The following is a 13,808-nucleotide window of genomic DNA, read 5'->3' on the forward strand; positions in this document are numbered from 1 at the left end:
GTGGTTCTTGCGAGGAGCCCAAGACCCGATCCCATCCCGAACTCGACCGTCAAATTCCTCCGCGCCAATGGTACTAAGTCTCAAGACTTGGGAGAGTAGGTCACTGCAAGGTCTGCCAAAAACATAAAATCTCTCTACGATCATCTAAACCAAATACAAAAGCCCCGCTCACCAGCGGGGCTTTTTGCGTTTGTGACTTCGTCACCCCTACCTGGCGGAGCTCCATGTCTAGAGCGGTGCTTGCCGAAAGGCCCCCTCACCCGGCCCAAGAGGGCCGACCTCTCCCCCTAGGGGCGAGGTAAGAAGAGTTCTTCCGATAATTCACAAAGCTCCATCCGCAAGGGCGGTAGAGGACTATGGTCATGAAGTTCCATAAGTTCTTATGGCCTAATGGTTTTGGGATCTTTGGCGCCGAATAATCATCTCGCGCGCGTCGACCACAGCTGCGTGATGGGCAGTTAACAGACCGCAGAGAACAGATTAGTGTGGCAAGCATTCAAAGCGCTTTGGGCGCAGCTTAGATGAGGCATGCGGACGATGACTGAGTGGTGGCGTGGCGGGGTTATTTATCAGGTCTACCCCAGATCGTTTGAGGATAGCAGTGGCGATGGGATGGGCGATCTTCCCGGCATCATCGACCGGCTCGATCATATCGCAAGTCTCGGTGTTGACTGCATTTGGCTGTCGCCGATCACCCAATCGCCGCAAGCGGACATGGGTTATGACGTGTCTGACTATAAGCAGGTCGACCCGCTGTTTGGGACCTTGGAAGATTTCGACGTGTTGATCGGGAAGGCGCATAGCCTAGGGATCAAGGTGATTATGGATCAGGTGGTGAGCCACACCTCTGATCAGCACCCATGGTTTAAGGAATCTGCTTTCTCACGCGATAACGCAAAGGCTGACTGGTATGTCTGGGCCGACGCCAAACCAGATGGCTCCCCGCCAAATAACTGGCTCTCGGTTTTTGGTGGGTCGTCCTGGGAATGGCATACGGCGCGTAAGCAGTATTACCTGCACAATTTTCTGACGTCCCAGCCTGACCTCAACTTCCATAACCCCGATGTTCAAGACGCGGTGTTGGATACAATGCGGTTCTGGCTCAACCGTGGATTAGATGGGTTCCGTCTCGACACGGTGAACTACTATTTCCATGACGCAAAGCTCCGCTCGAACCCCGCCTTGCCGACTCCCGATGGGCAGCCGCTCACCAATCCTTACGACATGCAGTCCCACCACTTTGATAAGTCTCAACTGGACAATGTCGCTTGGTTGAAGCGCGTGCGGGCGCTGCTGAACGAATATCCCGGCGCGACTTCGGTCGGCGAGGTGGGCGATGATGAGCGTGGGGTTGAGCTGATGAAGGCTTATACCTCCGGCACTGATCTGCTGCACATGTGCTATTCTTTCGATTTCCTCAGCCCCATCTTTACGGCCGAACACTTCCGCTCGAAGTTGGAAGCATTTTTTGCGGGTGGCGAAACGGGTTGGCCGTGTTGGAGCCTCTCCAATCACGACGTTATTCGCCCGATGACCCGTTGGGCCCAGCATGCTGTGTCGCGCGAGGATCTGAGCCGGCAGGCCGCGGTTCTGGTCATGACCGTCAAGGGCACAGTCGGCATTTATCAGGGCGAAGAACTGGGCCTGCCTGAGGCTGATATTCGGTTTGAAGAACTGGTCGACCCGCGTGGTAAGCGTTTCTGGCCTGGTGATAAGGGGCGCGACGGCTGCCGCACGCCAATGCCCTGGCAGGCCCATAAAACACATGGTGGGTTCACATCAGGAACGCCATGGCTGCCGATTAAGCACGCGCATTTGGAACTTGCGGTTGACGTTCAGAACGCTGATCCAAGCTCGACCCTCAATTTCTTCCGCAAGCTAATTGCGTGGCGGAAGGCACATCCGGCGCTGCTGACGGGTGATATCGCATTCTTTGACACCGACGAGCCAGTCCTTGCTTTCCGCCGTTCGGCAGGGGATCAGGATGTGATCTGCGTCTTCAACCTATCGCCGGAAGCGCGGTCGGTGGACTTTGCAGGGGTCTATTTGGCGCTAGAACCTGTTAGTCACAATGCGGTTGTGAGCGGCACAGCGATTGATTTGGGGGCGAACGGAACGGCGGTTTTGCTAGTGCCTGCGGGCGAAGGTTCGGTGGCCTATCGAGCGCCAGCCCCTGCAGTTGCGGCGGAGTGAGTTACTCCGCCAAGAGGCGGTTGTCTCATCGAGCGGGGAGAGGGGGCATTAGTGCCCCTTTTCTTTTGCCTCCAAACGGCGAATGAACAAGGCAACGGTTGGAATAGCGAAACTCAAAAGCAGCAGACGGATGACGTGATGCGCCGCGATGAAGGCGGTGTCATAGCCCATGGCGATCGCTAAAGCGCCGACGCCTTCGAGTGCACCGGGCGAGAGGGCGAGCCAAATTTGTGCCATGGGAATGTCGACCAATTGCGCGACGCCATAGGCCATGGCGGTGACGATCACCAACATCACGGCTGTAGCGATAACCCCACCGAGCGCGGCGGCTTTAAATTCTAGCCAAGTGATCCCGATAAACCGTGAGCCGATCAGGGCGCCGGTGAGGATGAAGATGGTGACGACGAGTGGGTCGGGCAGGGGCTGGCTGTAGGCACCGCCCAGCTTGGCGATTGTTGCGGCTGCCATAGCACCCAGCACCATGCCTGCGGGGATTTTGAGTTTCACGAAAACGAGGCCCACGAGGGCGCAACACAGCGCGAGCAGCAAGATCTGGGCTATCGAAAGGGGATCTCTGGCGGCCGCCAGATCAGGCGCTTGCACGGGCAGGAACATCGCGCCGATGGGGACTGCGATGGTGAGGAATAGAACGCGCATCACCTGGATGATGACGATTTGTCGGGCATTGCCGATGCCGGTTGCGGCAATCCCTAGAACGAAGGACAGGTGGCCGGGAAACGAGCTCAAATAGGCTGTGCCCGCATCGAGCTTAAAAAGCTTGGTCAGCAGCCAGCCAGTGACCAGCACGATGATGATCAACTCTAGCGCCAGCGCCGCCAGCGACACCGGCCATTGTCCGAGCAACTCCAAACTATTGGGCGCGACGCTGGCGCCCATAGAAACGCCAATGAATACAAAAATGAGGTCTCGCAACCAATCGGGCACGGTGACCGGGAGTTTGAGCATCGCCGCAATACTGACGCTGATTGCGCTGCCCATCAGCCAGCCTGCTGGAAAGCCGATGAGCTCGGCGCTGACCCCGCCCAAAATGGCAATCAGCAGAGTGGCAAGTGTGAGCACCCCGCTTCGCGCGGCGGACAATGAGGCTGTTGCGGACATCTGGGCTCTCAGACACGCCGAACGCGGGGGCAGTGGCGCGGTGCTTCAAAAAAAACCGCCTCTTGGAAACAAGAGACGGTTTGGGTGTGTATCAACGCTATCCTTAGCGGACGGGCAGGGCTTTTTCGATAAGCCGCGCCCAGTAGCTCACGCCGACAGGAATGGCATCATCGTTGAAGTCGTAAGTGTCGGTGTGTAATTCGCTGCTCGCCCCATTGCCGATGAAGATGTAAGCGCCGGGACGCTCATTGAGCATGAAGGAGAAATCTTCTCCGCCCATTGAGGGTTCGCAATCGTCGTTTACCCGGTCGGGGCCAACGACATCGCGCGCAACGGCGGCAGCGAAGGCGGTCTGATCGGCCGTATTGACCGTGACAGGGTAGCCGCGTGCATACCGAATGGTCGCTGTCGCGCCAAAGCTCTGGGCAAATTGCGGAACCAATTCGGTGAGGCGCTGCTCAATGAAGTCTTGGACCTTTCCATCGAGCGTCCGCACTGTACCGGTTACTTTTGCGGTGCTGGAAATGACGTTGTCGGCTTCACCCGCTTCGATCATGGTGACGCTGAGCACCGCATTATCCAGCGGGCTCAAATTGCGGGAGACGATAGACTGCAAGGCGGTGACCATTTGGGTCGCGACGATGATCGGGTCGATGGTCTGCTGAGGACGCGCCGCGTGGCCACCCTGGCCATTGATGGTAATATAGAACCGGTCGGTCGCGGCCATGATGCCGCCCGTGCGTATAGCGAAATGGCCGAGCGGCAGTCCGGGCCAATTGTGCATGCCGTAGAATTCATCCACGGGGAAGCGCTCGAGCAGCCCATCATCAAGCATGACCTTGCCGCCGCCGCCACCTTCTTCGGCTGGCTGGAAAATCAGCACAACACGACCATCAAAATTGCGTGTCTCTGCCAGATATTTTGCAGCGCCGAGCAGCATGGAGGTGTGACCGTCATGCCCACAGGCGTGCATCTTGCCCTCCACGGTGGAGGCATATGGCGCGTTGGTCTTTTCGAAAATCGTCAGCGCATCCATATCTGCGCGCAGCCCAATCGAGCGTCCCGAAGTGTTGGTGCGCCCGTTAATAACGGCCACAACCCCCGTCCGGCCAACGCCTGTGACCACCTCGTCCGCGCCGAATTCCTTGAGTTTTTCGGCGACAATGCCCGCAGTGCGATGAACGTCGAACAAAATCTCCGGATGGGCGTGCAGGTCGCGGCGCCAAGCGGTGATTTCGTCATGGAATTCAGCAATGCGGTTGAGGATAGGCATAGGCAAACCAAAGCAGGGGAAGACATGGCAGTGTCTCTGTCCTGTCCCTCGCCGTCAAGTTTTTGCGCGCCATGGCGGCGCTGGTGCAAGTGTATTTTGTGCCTTTCCGAGTAGGTGAGGCGACAAAGGCTTACAGACCGGTTTGCTTTTCCAACAAAGCTGACGGTGTTAGCCCAAATTTCCTTTGCTTTGGGTTGCTCGCCCCAGCCATTTTTGCGATTGAAACTCCGGTATGACGGAGTAGCTCATGAAAATCCTCGTCGCGGTAAAACGTGTGGTTGACCACAACGTACGCATTCGCGTTCGCCCCGATGGTACGGGCGTCGAAACCACGGGCGTCCGCATGTCGATGAACCCGTTCTGTAAGCACGCGGTTGAAGCTGCTGTGCAATTGGCGGAGGCTGGGCACGCCACTGAAGTGGTGATCGTCTCCATCGGCCCCAAACCTGCCAATGACGTCATCCTCACCGCCCTCGCCATGGGCGCGCATCGCGGCATTCTGGTCGAAACCGATCAGGCATTGGAAACGCTGACCATTGCTAAGCTGCTGGCTAAGGTCGTCGAGGAAGAACAGCCTGACCTCGTGCTTTTGGGCAAGCAGGCCGTCGATGATGACAGCAATCACGTTGGGCAAATGTTGGCAGCGCTGACTGATCGGCCGCAGGCGACATTTGCATCCGAGATCAAAATTGCGGGCAGCGATTTGGAAGTTACCCGCGAAGTGGATTATGGGCGCGAGACGATCGCGATCAGTCTGCCCGCCATTGTCACCGCTGACCTACGCCTCAACACCCCGCGCAATGCCGCTTTGCCGATGGTCATGAAGGCGCGATCCAAGCCGCTCGCTGTTCGCGCCGTGAGTGAATTCGGCGTTGACCTCACCCCGCGCCTGACCGTGGAAAAAACAACACCGCCTCCTGAGCGCGTGGCCGGGACAAGTGTTGCGTCTGCAACCGAGCTAGCCGCCCTTATCGCGGCAGATATCAACGAGCTGGAGGCAATCTAATGAGCGTTCTTGTTCTCGCTGATCTCGACAACACCCAGCTTTCCCCCGCAACAGCTCGCGTCGTTGGCGCGGCCGCACAACTCGGCGCGGTTGATCTATTGGTGCTTGATCCTGCAGCAACATCGGCAGCGTCCGCTCTACAGGGTGTCGCTAAGGTGATTTCAGCGGCCGTTCCGCTTGAGGCCAAAGCCATCGCTGCGCTGCTCGAAAGCCTCGCGCCTAACTACGACTACATCGTCGCCAGCGCTTCGAGCGTAGGCAAGGATGTGATGCCGCGCCTCGCTGCAAAACTCGACATTCAACCGGTTACCGACATTATCGCTATTGAAGGTGCAAGCCGCTTCGTGCGTCCGGTCTATGCGGGCAATGCGCTCGAAACGGTTTCTGACAGTCAGGCAAAGCATGTCCTCACCGTCCGGGCCTCTGCCTTCCGCCCTGTCGCCGGAACTGGTTCGGCGCCTGTCGAAACCCTTTCTTCCACTGTCCCCGCAGCAGCCCGATTGATCGCGCAGCACCGCACCGAAAGTGACGTGCCAGATCTTTCGACGGCACAAATCGTCGTTGGTGGTGGCGTGTCAGTCGGATCGGCTGAGGGGTTCAAGCTCATCGAAAATCTTGGCGCTGTGTTGGGTGCCGCCGTTGGCGCGACTCGCGCGGCGGTTGATGCGGGCTACGCCCCCAATGATTGGCAGGTGGGGCAAACCGGAAAAATCATCGCTCCAGATATTTATATCGCCGTCGGCATCTCTGGAGCCTTGCAGCATTTGGCAGGTATCCAGGGGGCCAAGAAGATCATCGCGATCAACAAGGACCCAGAGGCCCCGATTGTTAAAATCGCGGATCTGGCGCTGATTGGTGATCTTTTCGAGATCGTTCCCCAGCTCACAGCAGAACTGCAAAATCTTGGCGTATCCCGGCGCGGTTAAGTCCGCGCGAGAGGCGAACGCTTCTTGCCCAGCTTGCAATTGCAAAAATCCCGGCCCGGCCTATAAAGGCCGTGCCTTTTCACCGGACGAAGCACAATGTTCGAAACACTTACTCAGGCCCCGAGCGACAAGATCCTTGCGCTCATGGGCGAATATGCCGCTGACCAGCGTTCCTCCAAGATTGATCTTGGCGTAGGCGTTTACAAAGACGAGAAGGGCGTGACCCCGGTCATGACTTCGGTTCGTAAAGCTGAAGAGCGTATTCTTTCGAACGAAAAAACCAAAACCTACCTTGGCATCGCGGGCAACAAGGGCTTTGGCGCCGCTGTGCTCGATCTCATCTTTGAAGATGGCCTGGATCGCTCGCGTGTTCGTATCGCGCAGACGCCAGGCGGCACAGGTTCGCTCTGGGTGCTGATGCAGCTGATCACCCGCGCGCGTCCGGGTGCTTCGTTCTATGTGTCTGACCCAACTTGGGCCAACCACGTGCCAATGGCAAAGCAGGCCGGTTTTGATCTCAAGACCTATCCGTACTTCGACACTGAAACGCGTGGCGTAAAGTTCGAAGAGATGCTGGCGACACTCAACGGCCTCAAGGCTGGCGATGTTGTGCTGCTGCACGGCTGCTGCCACAACCCAACTGGCGCAAACCTGACCCCGGCCCAGTGGGATCAGGTCGCTGATAGCCTCGTCCGCACTGGCGCACTGCCATTTATCGATCTCGCCTATCTCGGCTTTGGCGATGGCATCGAAGCTGATGCCTATGGCACTCGTAAGGTCATCGCTGCCGTGCCAGAAGCGGTTCTCGCCTTCTCGGGCTCGAAGAATTTTGGCCTCTACAAGGAACGCGTTGGCGCGGCCATTTTGGTTGCCCGCAATGCCGCTGAAGCCGATATTGCCAATTCGCAGATGCTCAACGTCGTTCGCGGCGCCTATTCGCAGCCACCTGATCACGGCGCTGAAGTCATACGCACCATTCTCACCGACGCCGCACTGCGGGCCGAGTGGGAAACCGAGCTGACCGAAATGCGCAATCGCATGATCTATCTGCGCGAAAAGCTTTCCGCAGCGATCCGCGAACGCTCCAACAGCACGGACTTCGACTTCGTCTCGAGCCACCGTGGCATGTTCTCGCTGCTTGGCTTGACCAATGAAGCGGTCGAAAAGCTCAAGCAGGAAAACGGCGTCTACATGACTGGCGACAGCCGCATCAACGTTGCCGGCCTGCCGGAAGCGAAGATGGGCGAACTTGCTGACGCTATTCTGGCCGTTAGCCGCTAAGCGTCTTAGCTGATGTATGCTGATGCACCCGCCTCTGTGTGGGTGCATCATTTTTTGATCCAGAACGAGGAATTGCAGCGCCATGGCTGACGTAGAACTGGCCGCCCGCATTAAAGCCGCGCTTTCTGAGGTCGAAATTCCCGGCGGCGGCGATCTCGCCAGCTATGCCGGGCTTTCCGAAATCATCGTTACGCCAAGCGCCATCGCTTTTGCGATTGCTGTCGCGCCGGGCATGGAAGCTGCGTTTGGGCCAACGCGGGAGCAAGCGGTCAAGCGCGCGCAAGCCCTTGGTGGCGAGCGCAAGGTTCTGGTGTCGGTGACGGGCGATAAGCCCAATGTCGCAAAATTCTCGCATGGCAAGGCTACCCCGCCGGGCAAAACCAAGGTCGATGGAATCAAGCGCATCATCTGCGTTGGGTCGGGCAAGGGGGGCGTTGGCAAGTCCACCACGTCAGTGAACTTTGCTCTCTCGCTCGCCGCCGAAGGCCTAAAAGTCGGCATTTTGGACGCGGACCTTTATGGCCCCTCCGTGCCAAAACTGCTCGGCCTTGAAGGCAAGCCCGCCATTCGCGATGACGGCATTTTCACGCCCCACGAAGCCTATGGCTTAAAAGTGATGTCGATCGGCTCGATGTTGGTCGAAGGGCAGGCGGTTGTGTGGCGCGGGCCAATGGCGACCTCGGCGCTGCGCCAATTGCTGCGCGAAACCGATTGGGGCGATCTCGACGTATTGGTCATCGACCTGCCGCCCGGCACCGGCGACATCCACATAGCTCTCTTCCAGCAAACTATTGTCGATGGTGTGGTGATTGTCTCAACGCCTCAGGACTTGGCGCTCATCGACGCGCAAAAGGCCATCGACATGCTGGGCAAGATGCAGGTGCCAGTTCTCGGGTTGATCGAAAACATGAGCTATTTCATCGCTCCCGATACCGGCAATCGCTACGATATTTTTGGCTCTGGCGGGGCCGAACGCGCCGCAGCAACTATGGGCATTCCCTTTGTCGGGGCGATTCCCTTGGTCATGTCGATCCGCGAAAATTCTGACGCCGGCACGCCTCCGGTTGTTGCAGTACCAGATGGCGCAGAAGCGCAAGCCTATCGCGCCATCGCGCGCAAAGTGATCACCACGCTGCGCTGATCTCCCGCTCATCACCAGCCCAATCCCTCCCCCGAATTCGGGGGAGGTTAGGTGGGGGCATACCAACTCGCACACCGCATTTATATCGATTGCATAACGGGCTTCGCCAATGCTATCCGATTGCCCCAGTGCAGGAGGAGTGCCCATGTTTTCGTTCAATCGTCACGATTTCGGTCCCAATTTCACCTTTGGCGTGGCGACAGCCGCCTATCAGATTGAAGGTGGCCAAAAAGACGGCCGGGGCTCCTCTATTTGGGATAGTTTTTCCGCGACGGCTGGCAATGTTCACAATGGTGACACCGGCCGCGACGCCTGCAATCACTACGAACTGTGGCCGCAAGATCTCGATCTGATCCGAGACGGTGGCTTTGACGCTTATCGCTTTTCCTTCTCTTGGCCGCGCCTCATTCCCGAAGGGACTGGCGCGATAAACCAGGCTGGCGTCGACTTTTACGATCGTCTCATCGACGGCATGCTCGAACGCGGCATCAAACCATACGCTACGCTCTATCACTGGGATCTGCCATCCACCCTGCAGGATCGCGGCGGTTGGATGAACCGCGATATTGCCAATTGGTTTGGCGACTACGCGACACTGATCGGAGAAAAATTCGGTGATCGCCTACACGCCACAGCCACGATCAATGAGCCGTGGTGCGTTGCTTTCCTCAGCCATTATCTTGGTGCCCACGCCCCCGGCTATCGCGACTTACGCGCTGCAGCACGGGCTATGCATCATGTGCTTTTCGCACACGGCACCGCCATTGACGCCCTACGCGCCACCGGCACGAAAAACCTCGGCATTGTGCTGAACTTGGAAAAGGCCGAACCGGCCACCGACAAGCCCGAAGACCTTGCCGCCTTCAACATGGGCGATGCGCTGTTCAACCGCTGGTATCTCGGCGGCGTCTTCAAGGGTGAATATCCCAAGGAGCTGCGCGAGTGGCTCGCGCCTTATCTTCCAGCCAACTATGAGGCCGATATGGGCGTTGTTTCGCGTCCACTCGATTGGCTCGGCATCAATTACTACACGCGCGGGCTCTACAAAGCCTCGTCCAACCCCAATGTGCCAGCCGAGCAGGTCAAAGGCCCGCTCGAAAAGACCGATATTGGCTGGGAAATTTACCCGCAGGGTCTCACCGACCTCTTGGTGCGCGTCTCCGACGAATACACCAAGATCCCGATCTACATCACCGAGAACGGCATGGCCGAGGTCGAAGGCGACAATGATCCGCGCCGCGTGACCTATTACGAAGATCACCTCAACGCCGTGCGCACGGCTCAGGCCGCAGGCGCCGATGTGCGTGGCTATTTCGCTTGGTCACTGCTCGACAATTACGAATGGGCGGAGGGCTACAATAAGCGCTTTGGCCTCGTGCATGTCGATTACGCAACCCAAAAGCGTACGCCCAAGGCCAGTTTCCGCGCCTTCCAAGGCTTGCTGCATAACACGCGTTAAGCGGCGAAAACCTCAGGCAATCGTGCGGCCACCAGCGCTTTCGTCAGAGCGTGCTGGGGCCGCGCGAAGAGCTTTTGCGGCACGCCTTCTTCAACGATTTGGCCCTTTTCCATCACCAGCACACGATCGGCCATAGCGCCAACCATGTCGAGGTCGTGGCTGATGATGAGATAGCTCAACCCATGCTCGGCGCGCAGTTTTGCCAGCAGCGCCAAAATATCCCCGCGAACGGAAACGTCGAGAGCCGACACCGGTTCGTCGAGCACCACAAGCTTTGGTCGCGTCACCATGGCGCGTGCAATGGCGAGGCGTTGGCGCTGACCGCCGGAAAATTCATGCGGGTAGCGGTCGAGCATTTTAGCATCGAGCCCAACAGCGCTGATCGCCTCAACAAGGCGCGCGTGACGGTCAAGTGGCGAGAGCGCACCGCGCAAGGGCAGGGGCTCGCCAAGCGATTGTCCGATGGTCATGCGCGGATCAAAGCTCCCGAAGGGATCTTGGAAGACCAAGGAAATGTCGGCGCGGCGCGATGATGGCAGGTCTTTGCCGTGATAGCGCGTTCCATCAAACACGAACTGCCCCGAGGTGGCGCTGTCGAGACCAACGATCATGCGTGCCAATGTGGTCTTGCCGCAGCCCGACGGGCCAACGAGCGCCAGGCACTCGCCGCGCCCAACAGTAAAGCTGACGTCGGAAACGGCTTTTAGCGGGTCCTGGCGGCCGAAGAAGCGTCCGCCCTGTGCGTATGCGCGCGTCGCCGCTTCCACGCTCAGAAGGGGCTCGGGGCCAACAAATGTCCCGTCGGTGAGGCGATCGATGCGCGTCGCCTTGAGCAGTTTTTGCGTATAGCTGTCCTTGGCATTGGCAATCACATCGGCAGTGGCGCCGATCTCGACCAGTTTGCCCTTCTGCATAACGCCCACGCGCTCGCAGAGCACCGCCACAGCCTTGATGTCATGGCTGATGAACAGAAGCGTCATCTGCCGCCGCGTGCTCACCTCTGCGATCAGATCAAGCACTTTGCGCTGCGTGATCACATCGAGCGCCGAGGTTGGTTCGTCGGCAATCAGCAATTCCGGCTCGCCAGCCAAAGCCATAGCGATCATGGCGCGCTGGCGCTGTCCGCCCGAAAGCTGGTGCGGATAGCGCTCGGCGTGTTTGGCCTCAAGCCCGACCTCGTCGAGCAGCGCTGCAATGGCCGTATCTCCGCGCTTTGGTGCGTCAGAGAGCACAAGGGCTTCTTCAATCTGTTTGCCGATCTTCATCAGCGGATTGAGCGCCGTCATAGGTTCTTGAAAAACAAAGCCGATGTTTTGCGCGCGCAGACGCGCCATGTCCTGCTCGTTCTGCGGCAGCGGCGCGCCATCGAACAGAATACGACCGGAGAGTTTGGCAAGGTCCGGCAACAGGCCGGCAATGGCCATCGCCGTCATCGATTTGCCAGACCCACTCTCCCCGATAATGCCGAAGCGCTCTCCCTTGGCAATCGAAAGGCTCAAGCCGTCAACTGCCGCGTAGGAGCCAAAGTGGATCGTGAGATTTTCAAGCTCAATGAGCGCCATGGTTACAGCCCCTCACGGCGCAAGCGCGGATCAATAGCATCGCGCAGCCCATCACCAGCAAGGTTGAGGGCAATGACGATCAGCACAATGGTGAGTCCTGGAATAATGCTCAGCATGGGTTGAATGAGGAAGAGGCTCTGCGCGTCGCGCAGCATCAGCCCGAGGCTGGTCGCTGGCGGTTGGGTGCCAAGACCAATGTAGGAAAGCCCTGCTTCCGAGAGGATGCCGAGCGAGAGCTGAATGGTCGCCTGCACAATGACCAGGCTCATGATGTTGGGCAGCAGGTGTCGCGCCGAAATGGCGATATTGCCCAAGCCCGCGAGCCGTGCGGCCGACACAAAATCCTGCGTCGCGACGGCGAGCGCACCGCCGCGTGCCACACGCGCAAAAACGGGTATGTTGAAAATACCAATGGCCACCATCGCGTTGATCTCGCCCGGCCCAATCAGTGTGGTCATCAAAATGGCGACAATCACCGATGGAAAGGCGAACGTCAGGTCGGAAAACCGTAAGACCAGCCATTCAACCGCGCCGCCCCAAGCCGCGGCTGCAAGGCCGAGCGGCACACCGATGCAGAGACCAATGAGTGTGCCGACGGCAGCTACGGAAAAGCTCGTCAGCGTGCCACTCATGATCAGCGAGAGCATGTCGCGACCAAGCTGATCGGTACCAAGCCAATGCTCGGCGCCCATGGCTTGGAAACGACGTGACACGGCGATTTGCTCAATGGGGTATGGCGTCCAGATGAGCGAGAGCAGCCCCAAAAGCGCAAACGCGAGCGCGGCGCTGAGGCCAATGACGAGGCTGGGGTGACGAAGCATATGTTTCATGTGTGCCCCCGCAAACGCGGATCAATCAGCACATAGGCAATATCGGTGATCAGCATGGTGAGGCTCACCACCAAAACCAGTACCATTGTCGTCCCGCTCACAAGGATGAGGTCACGCTCAGAAATCGCCGTAAAGATCAGCCGTCCGAGTCCGGGAAGGTAAAAAACATTCTCGACGATGATGGTCCCAGCGACGAGAAAAGCAAACTGCAACCCGAGGATGGTCATCACCGGCAAGAGGGCATTGCGCACCCCATGCCGCCATAGCGCTTGGCTTTTGGTGAGCCCCTTTGCGCGCGCCGTGCGGATAAAATCTTGGCCCGCCATGTCCACCAGAGCCGTGCGCATGACGCGTGCGAGAATGGAGGCTTGTGGTAGCGCAAGCGCGAGCCCGGGCAAGATCATGCCGCGCGCCGCCGTGCCAAAATCCTCACTCCAGGGCGTAAAGCCCCCGGTTGGCAGCCAGCGCAGCGACACTGAGAAAAAAAGCGTCAGTAACATGCCGAACCAGAAGTTTGGTATGGCGACGCCCGTTTGCGCAGCGATCATCAGTGCCGTGTCGGCGGGCTTGCCGCGGTTCTGCGCGGCCAAAATGCCAATGGGCAGGCCAATGACGACGGAGACCATCATAGCGATAACGGTCAGCGGCAAGGTCACTTGCAGTCGCTCAACAATGAGCTGCATTACCGGCTGTTTCTGCGTCGCCGAGACGCCGAAATCGCCGTTCATCATCCCCCACACCCAAGTGAGAAACCTCTGATAGGCGGGGGCATCAAGGCCCATTTGAGCGCGCAGCGCAGCGACGGTTTCTTCCCGCGCATTGATGCCCAGAATGAAGCGCGCCGGATCACCGGGCAGCAGATTCAACAGGAAAAAGATCACCAGCGCTGCGATCAGGAGCGTTGCGGCAAATCCGGCAATGCGGCGGGCGAGATAGAGGATCACGACAGCAAAAAACCTTCCCCGTGGTTGCGGGGAAGGCCGTAAATCGAAAAATTGTGGCTGACCTGTAGCAGTCG

General features: G+C 58.4%; 11 protein-coding genes and 1 rRNA gene. 7 read left to right on the plus strand and 5 right to left on the minus strand.

Annotated features, from left to right (window positions below; translation table 11 throughout):
- Both rrf and JHC09_RS06200 read left to right on the plus strand, forming a co-directional pair.
- Positions 1 to 112 (plus strand): 5S ribosomal RNA (gene rrf / locus JHC09_RS06195); the annotation flags it as partial.
- Positions 113 to 528: 416 nt separating this feature from the next.
- Positions 529 to 2,193: an alpha-glucosidase family protein gene (locus JHC09_RS06200; RefSeq protein WP_349236518.1), complete on the plus strand. Its 1,665-nt coding sequence runs from the start codon at positions 529 to 531 to the stop codon at positions 2,191 to 2,193.
- A gap of 48 nt (positions 2,194 to 2,241) precedes the next feature.
- Here the strand turns inward: JHC09_RS06200 and JHC09_RS06205 are convergent, their stop codons facing one another.
- Both JHC09_RS06205 and JHC09_RS06210 read right to left on the minus strand, forming a co-directional pair.
- Positions 2,242 to 3,312 carry an AbrB family transcriptional regulator gene (locus tag JHC09_RS06205; RefSeq protein ID WP_199531244.1) on the minus strand — a complete coding sequence of 357 codons (1,071 nt, stop codon included), beginning with the start codon at positions 3,310 to 3,312 and terminating at the stop codon, positions 2,242 to 2,244.
- Between the two features lie 103 nt (positions 3,313 to 3,415).
- Entirely contained in the window at positions 3,416 to 4,585 is a 1,170-nt protein-coding gene (locus JHC09_RS06210; RefSeq protein WP_199531245.1) for a M20 aminoacylase family protein, read from the minus strand.
- A gap of 247 nt (positions 4,586 to 4,832) precedes the next feature.
- Between JHC09_RS06210 and JHC09_RS06215 the strand changes: the two genes are divergently transcribed.
- The 5 genes from JHC09_RS06215 to JHC09_RS06235 all read left to right on the plus strand — a co-directional run bounded on the left by JHC09_RS06215 (position 4,833) and on the right by JHC09_RS06235 (position 10,398).
- The gene (locus tag JHC09_RS06215; protein WP_199531246.1) at positions 4,833 to 5,591 is read left to right on the plus strand and encodes an electron transfer flavoprotein subunit beta/FixA family protein; all 759 of its coding nucleotides are present in this window, start codon (positions 4,833 to 4,835) and stop codon (positions 5,589 to 5,591) included.
- Positions 5,591 to 6,517, plus strand: a complete 927-nt coding sequence (locus JHC09_RS06220; RefSeq protein ID WP_199531247.1) for an electron transfer flavoprotein subunit alpha/FixB family protein — start codon at positions 5,591 to 5,593, stop codon at positions 6,515 to 6,517. Before JHC09_RS06215 ends, JHC09_RS06220 begins: the two co-directional genes overlap by 1 nt.
- A 96-nt stretch (positions 6,518 to 6,613) precedes the next feature.
- Positions 6,614 to 7,798 carry an amino acid aminotransferase gene (locus JHC09_RS06225; protein ID WP_199531248.1) on the plus strand — a complete coding sequence of 395 codons (1,185 nt, stop codon included), beginning with the start codon at positions 6,614 to 6,616 and terminating at the stop codon, positions 7,796 to 7,798.
- 82 nt (positions 7,799 to 7,880) lie between these two features.
- The gene (locus JHC09_RS06230; protein ID WP_199531249.1) at positions 7,881 to 8,939 is read left to right on the plus strand and encodes an Mrp/NBP35 family ATP-binding protein; all 1,059 of its coding nucleotides are present in this window, start codon (positions 7,881 to 7,883) and stop codon (positions 8,937 to 8,939) included.
- Positions 8,940 to 9,084: 145 nt separating this feature from the next.
- On the plus strand, positions 9,085 to 10,398 hold the full coding sequence (locus JHC09_RS06235) for a GH1 family beta-glucosidase (protein WP_199531250.1): 1,314 nt from the start codon (positions 9,085 to 9,087) through the stop codon (positions 10,396 to 10,398).
- Here JHC09_RS06235 and JHC09_RS06240 read toward each other — a convergent pair.
- The 3 genes from JHC09_RS06240 to JHC09_RS06250 are packed head-to-tail and all read right to left on the minus strand — an operon-like array spanning position 10,395 to position 13,734.
- Entirely contained in the window at positions 10,395 to 11,960 is a 1,566-nt protein-coding gene (locus JHC09_RS06240) for an ABC transporter ATP-binding protein (RefSeq protein WP_199531251.1), read from the minus strand. The two genes, JHC09_RS06235 and JHC09_RS06240, sit on opposite strands and share 4 nt — an antisense overlap.
- Before the next feature lie 2 nt (positions 11,961 to 11,962).
- Entirely contained in the window at positions 11,963 to 12,790 is an 828-nt protein-coding gene (locus tag JHC09_RS06245) for an ABC transporter permease (protein WP_199531252.1), read from the minus strand.
- Positions 12,787 to 13,734 (minus strand): ABC transporter permease, encoded by a 948-nt coding sequence (locus JHC09_RS06250; RefSeq protein ID WP_199531253.1) that lies wholly within the window; start codon positions 13,732 to 13,734, stop codon positions 12,787 to 12,789. Before JHC09_RS06250 ends, JHC09_RS06245 begins: the two co-directional genes overlap by 4 nt.
- Between the last annotated feature and the right edge of the window lie 74 nt (positions 13,735 to 13,808).

It is taken from the genome of Devosia sp. MC532, from assembly GCF_016461625.1.
GTDB lineage: Bacteria > Pseudomonadota > Alphaproteobacteria > Rhizobiales > Devosiaceae > Devosia.

Coding starts and splice junctions, on each gene's coding strand:
- JHC09_RS06200 (WP_349236518.1), top strand. CDS start 529: ATGCGGACGATGACTGAGTGGTGGCGTGGCGGGGTTATTTATCAGGTC.
- JHC09_RS06205 (WP_199531244.1), bottom strand. CDS start 3,312: ATGTCCGCAACAGCCTCATTGTCCGCCGCGCGAAGCGGGGTGCTCACA.
- JHC09_RS06210 (WP_199531245.1), bottom strand. CDS start 4,585: ATGCCTATCCTCAACCGCATTGCTGAATTCCATGACGAAATCACCGCT.
- JHC09_RS06215 (WP_199531246.1), top strand. CDS start 4,833: ATGAAAATCCTCGTCGCGGTAAAACGTGTGGTTGACCACAACGTACGC.
- JHC09_RS06220 (WP_199531247.1), top strand. CDS start 5,591: ATGAGCGTTCTTGTTCTCGCTGATCTCGACAACACCCAGCTTTCCCCC.
- JHC09_RS06225 (WP_199531248.1), top strand. CDS start 6,614: ATGTTCGAAACACTTACTCAGGCCCCGAGCGACAAGATCCTTGCGCTC.
- JHC09_RS06230 (WP_199531249.1), top strand. CDS start 7,881: ATGGCTGACGTAGAACTGGCCGCCCGCATTAAAGCCGCGCTTTCTGAG.
- JHC09_RS06235 (WP_199531250.1), top strand. CDS start 9,085: ATGTTTTCGTTCAATCGTCACGATTTCGGTCCCAATTTCACCTTTGGC.
- JHC09_RS06240 (WP_199531251.1), bottom strand. CDS start 11,960: ATGGCGCTCATTGAGCTTGAAAATCTCACGATCCACTTTGGCTCCTAC.
- JHC09_RS06245 (WP_199531252.1), bottom strand. CDS start 12,790: ATGAAACATATGCTTCGTCACCCCAGCCTCGTCATTGGCCTCAGCGCC.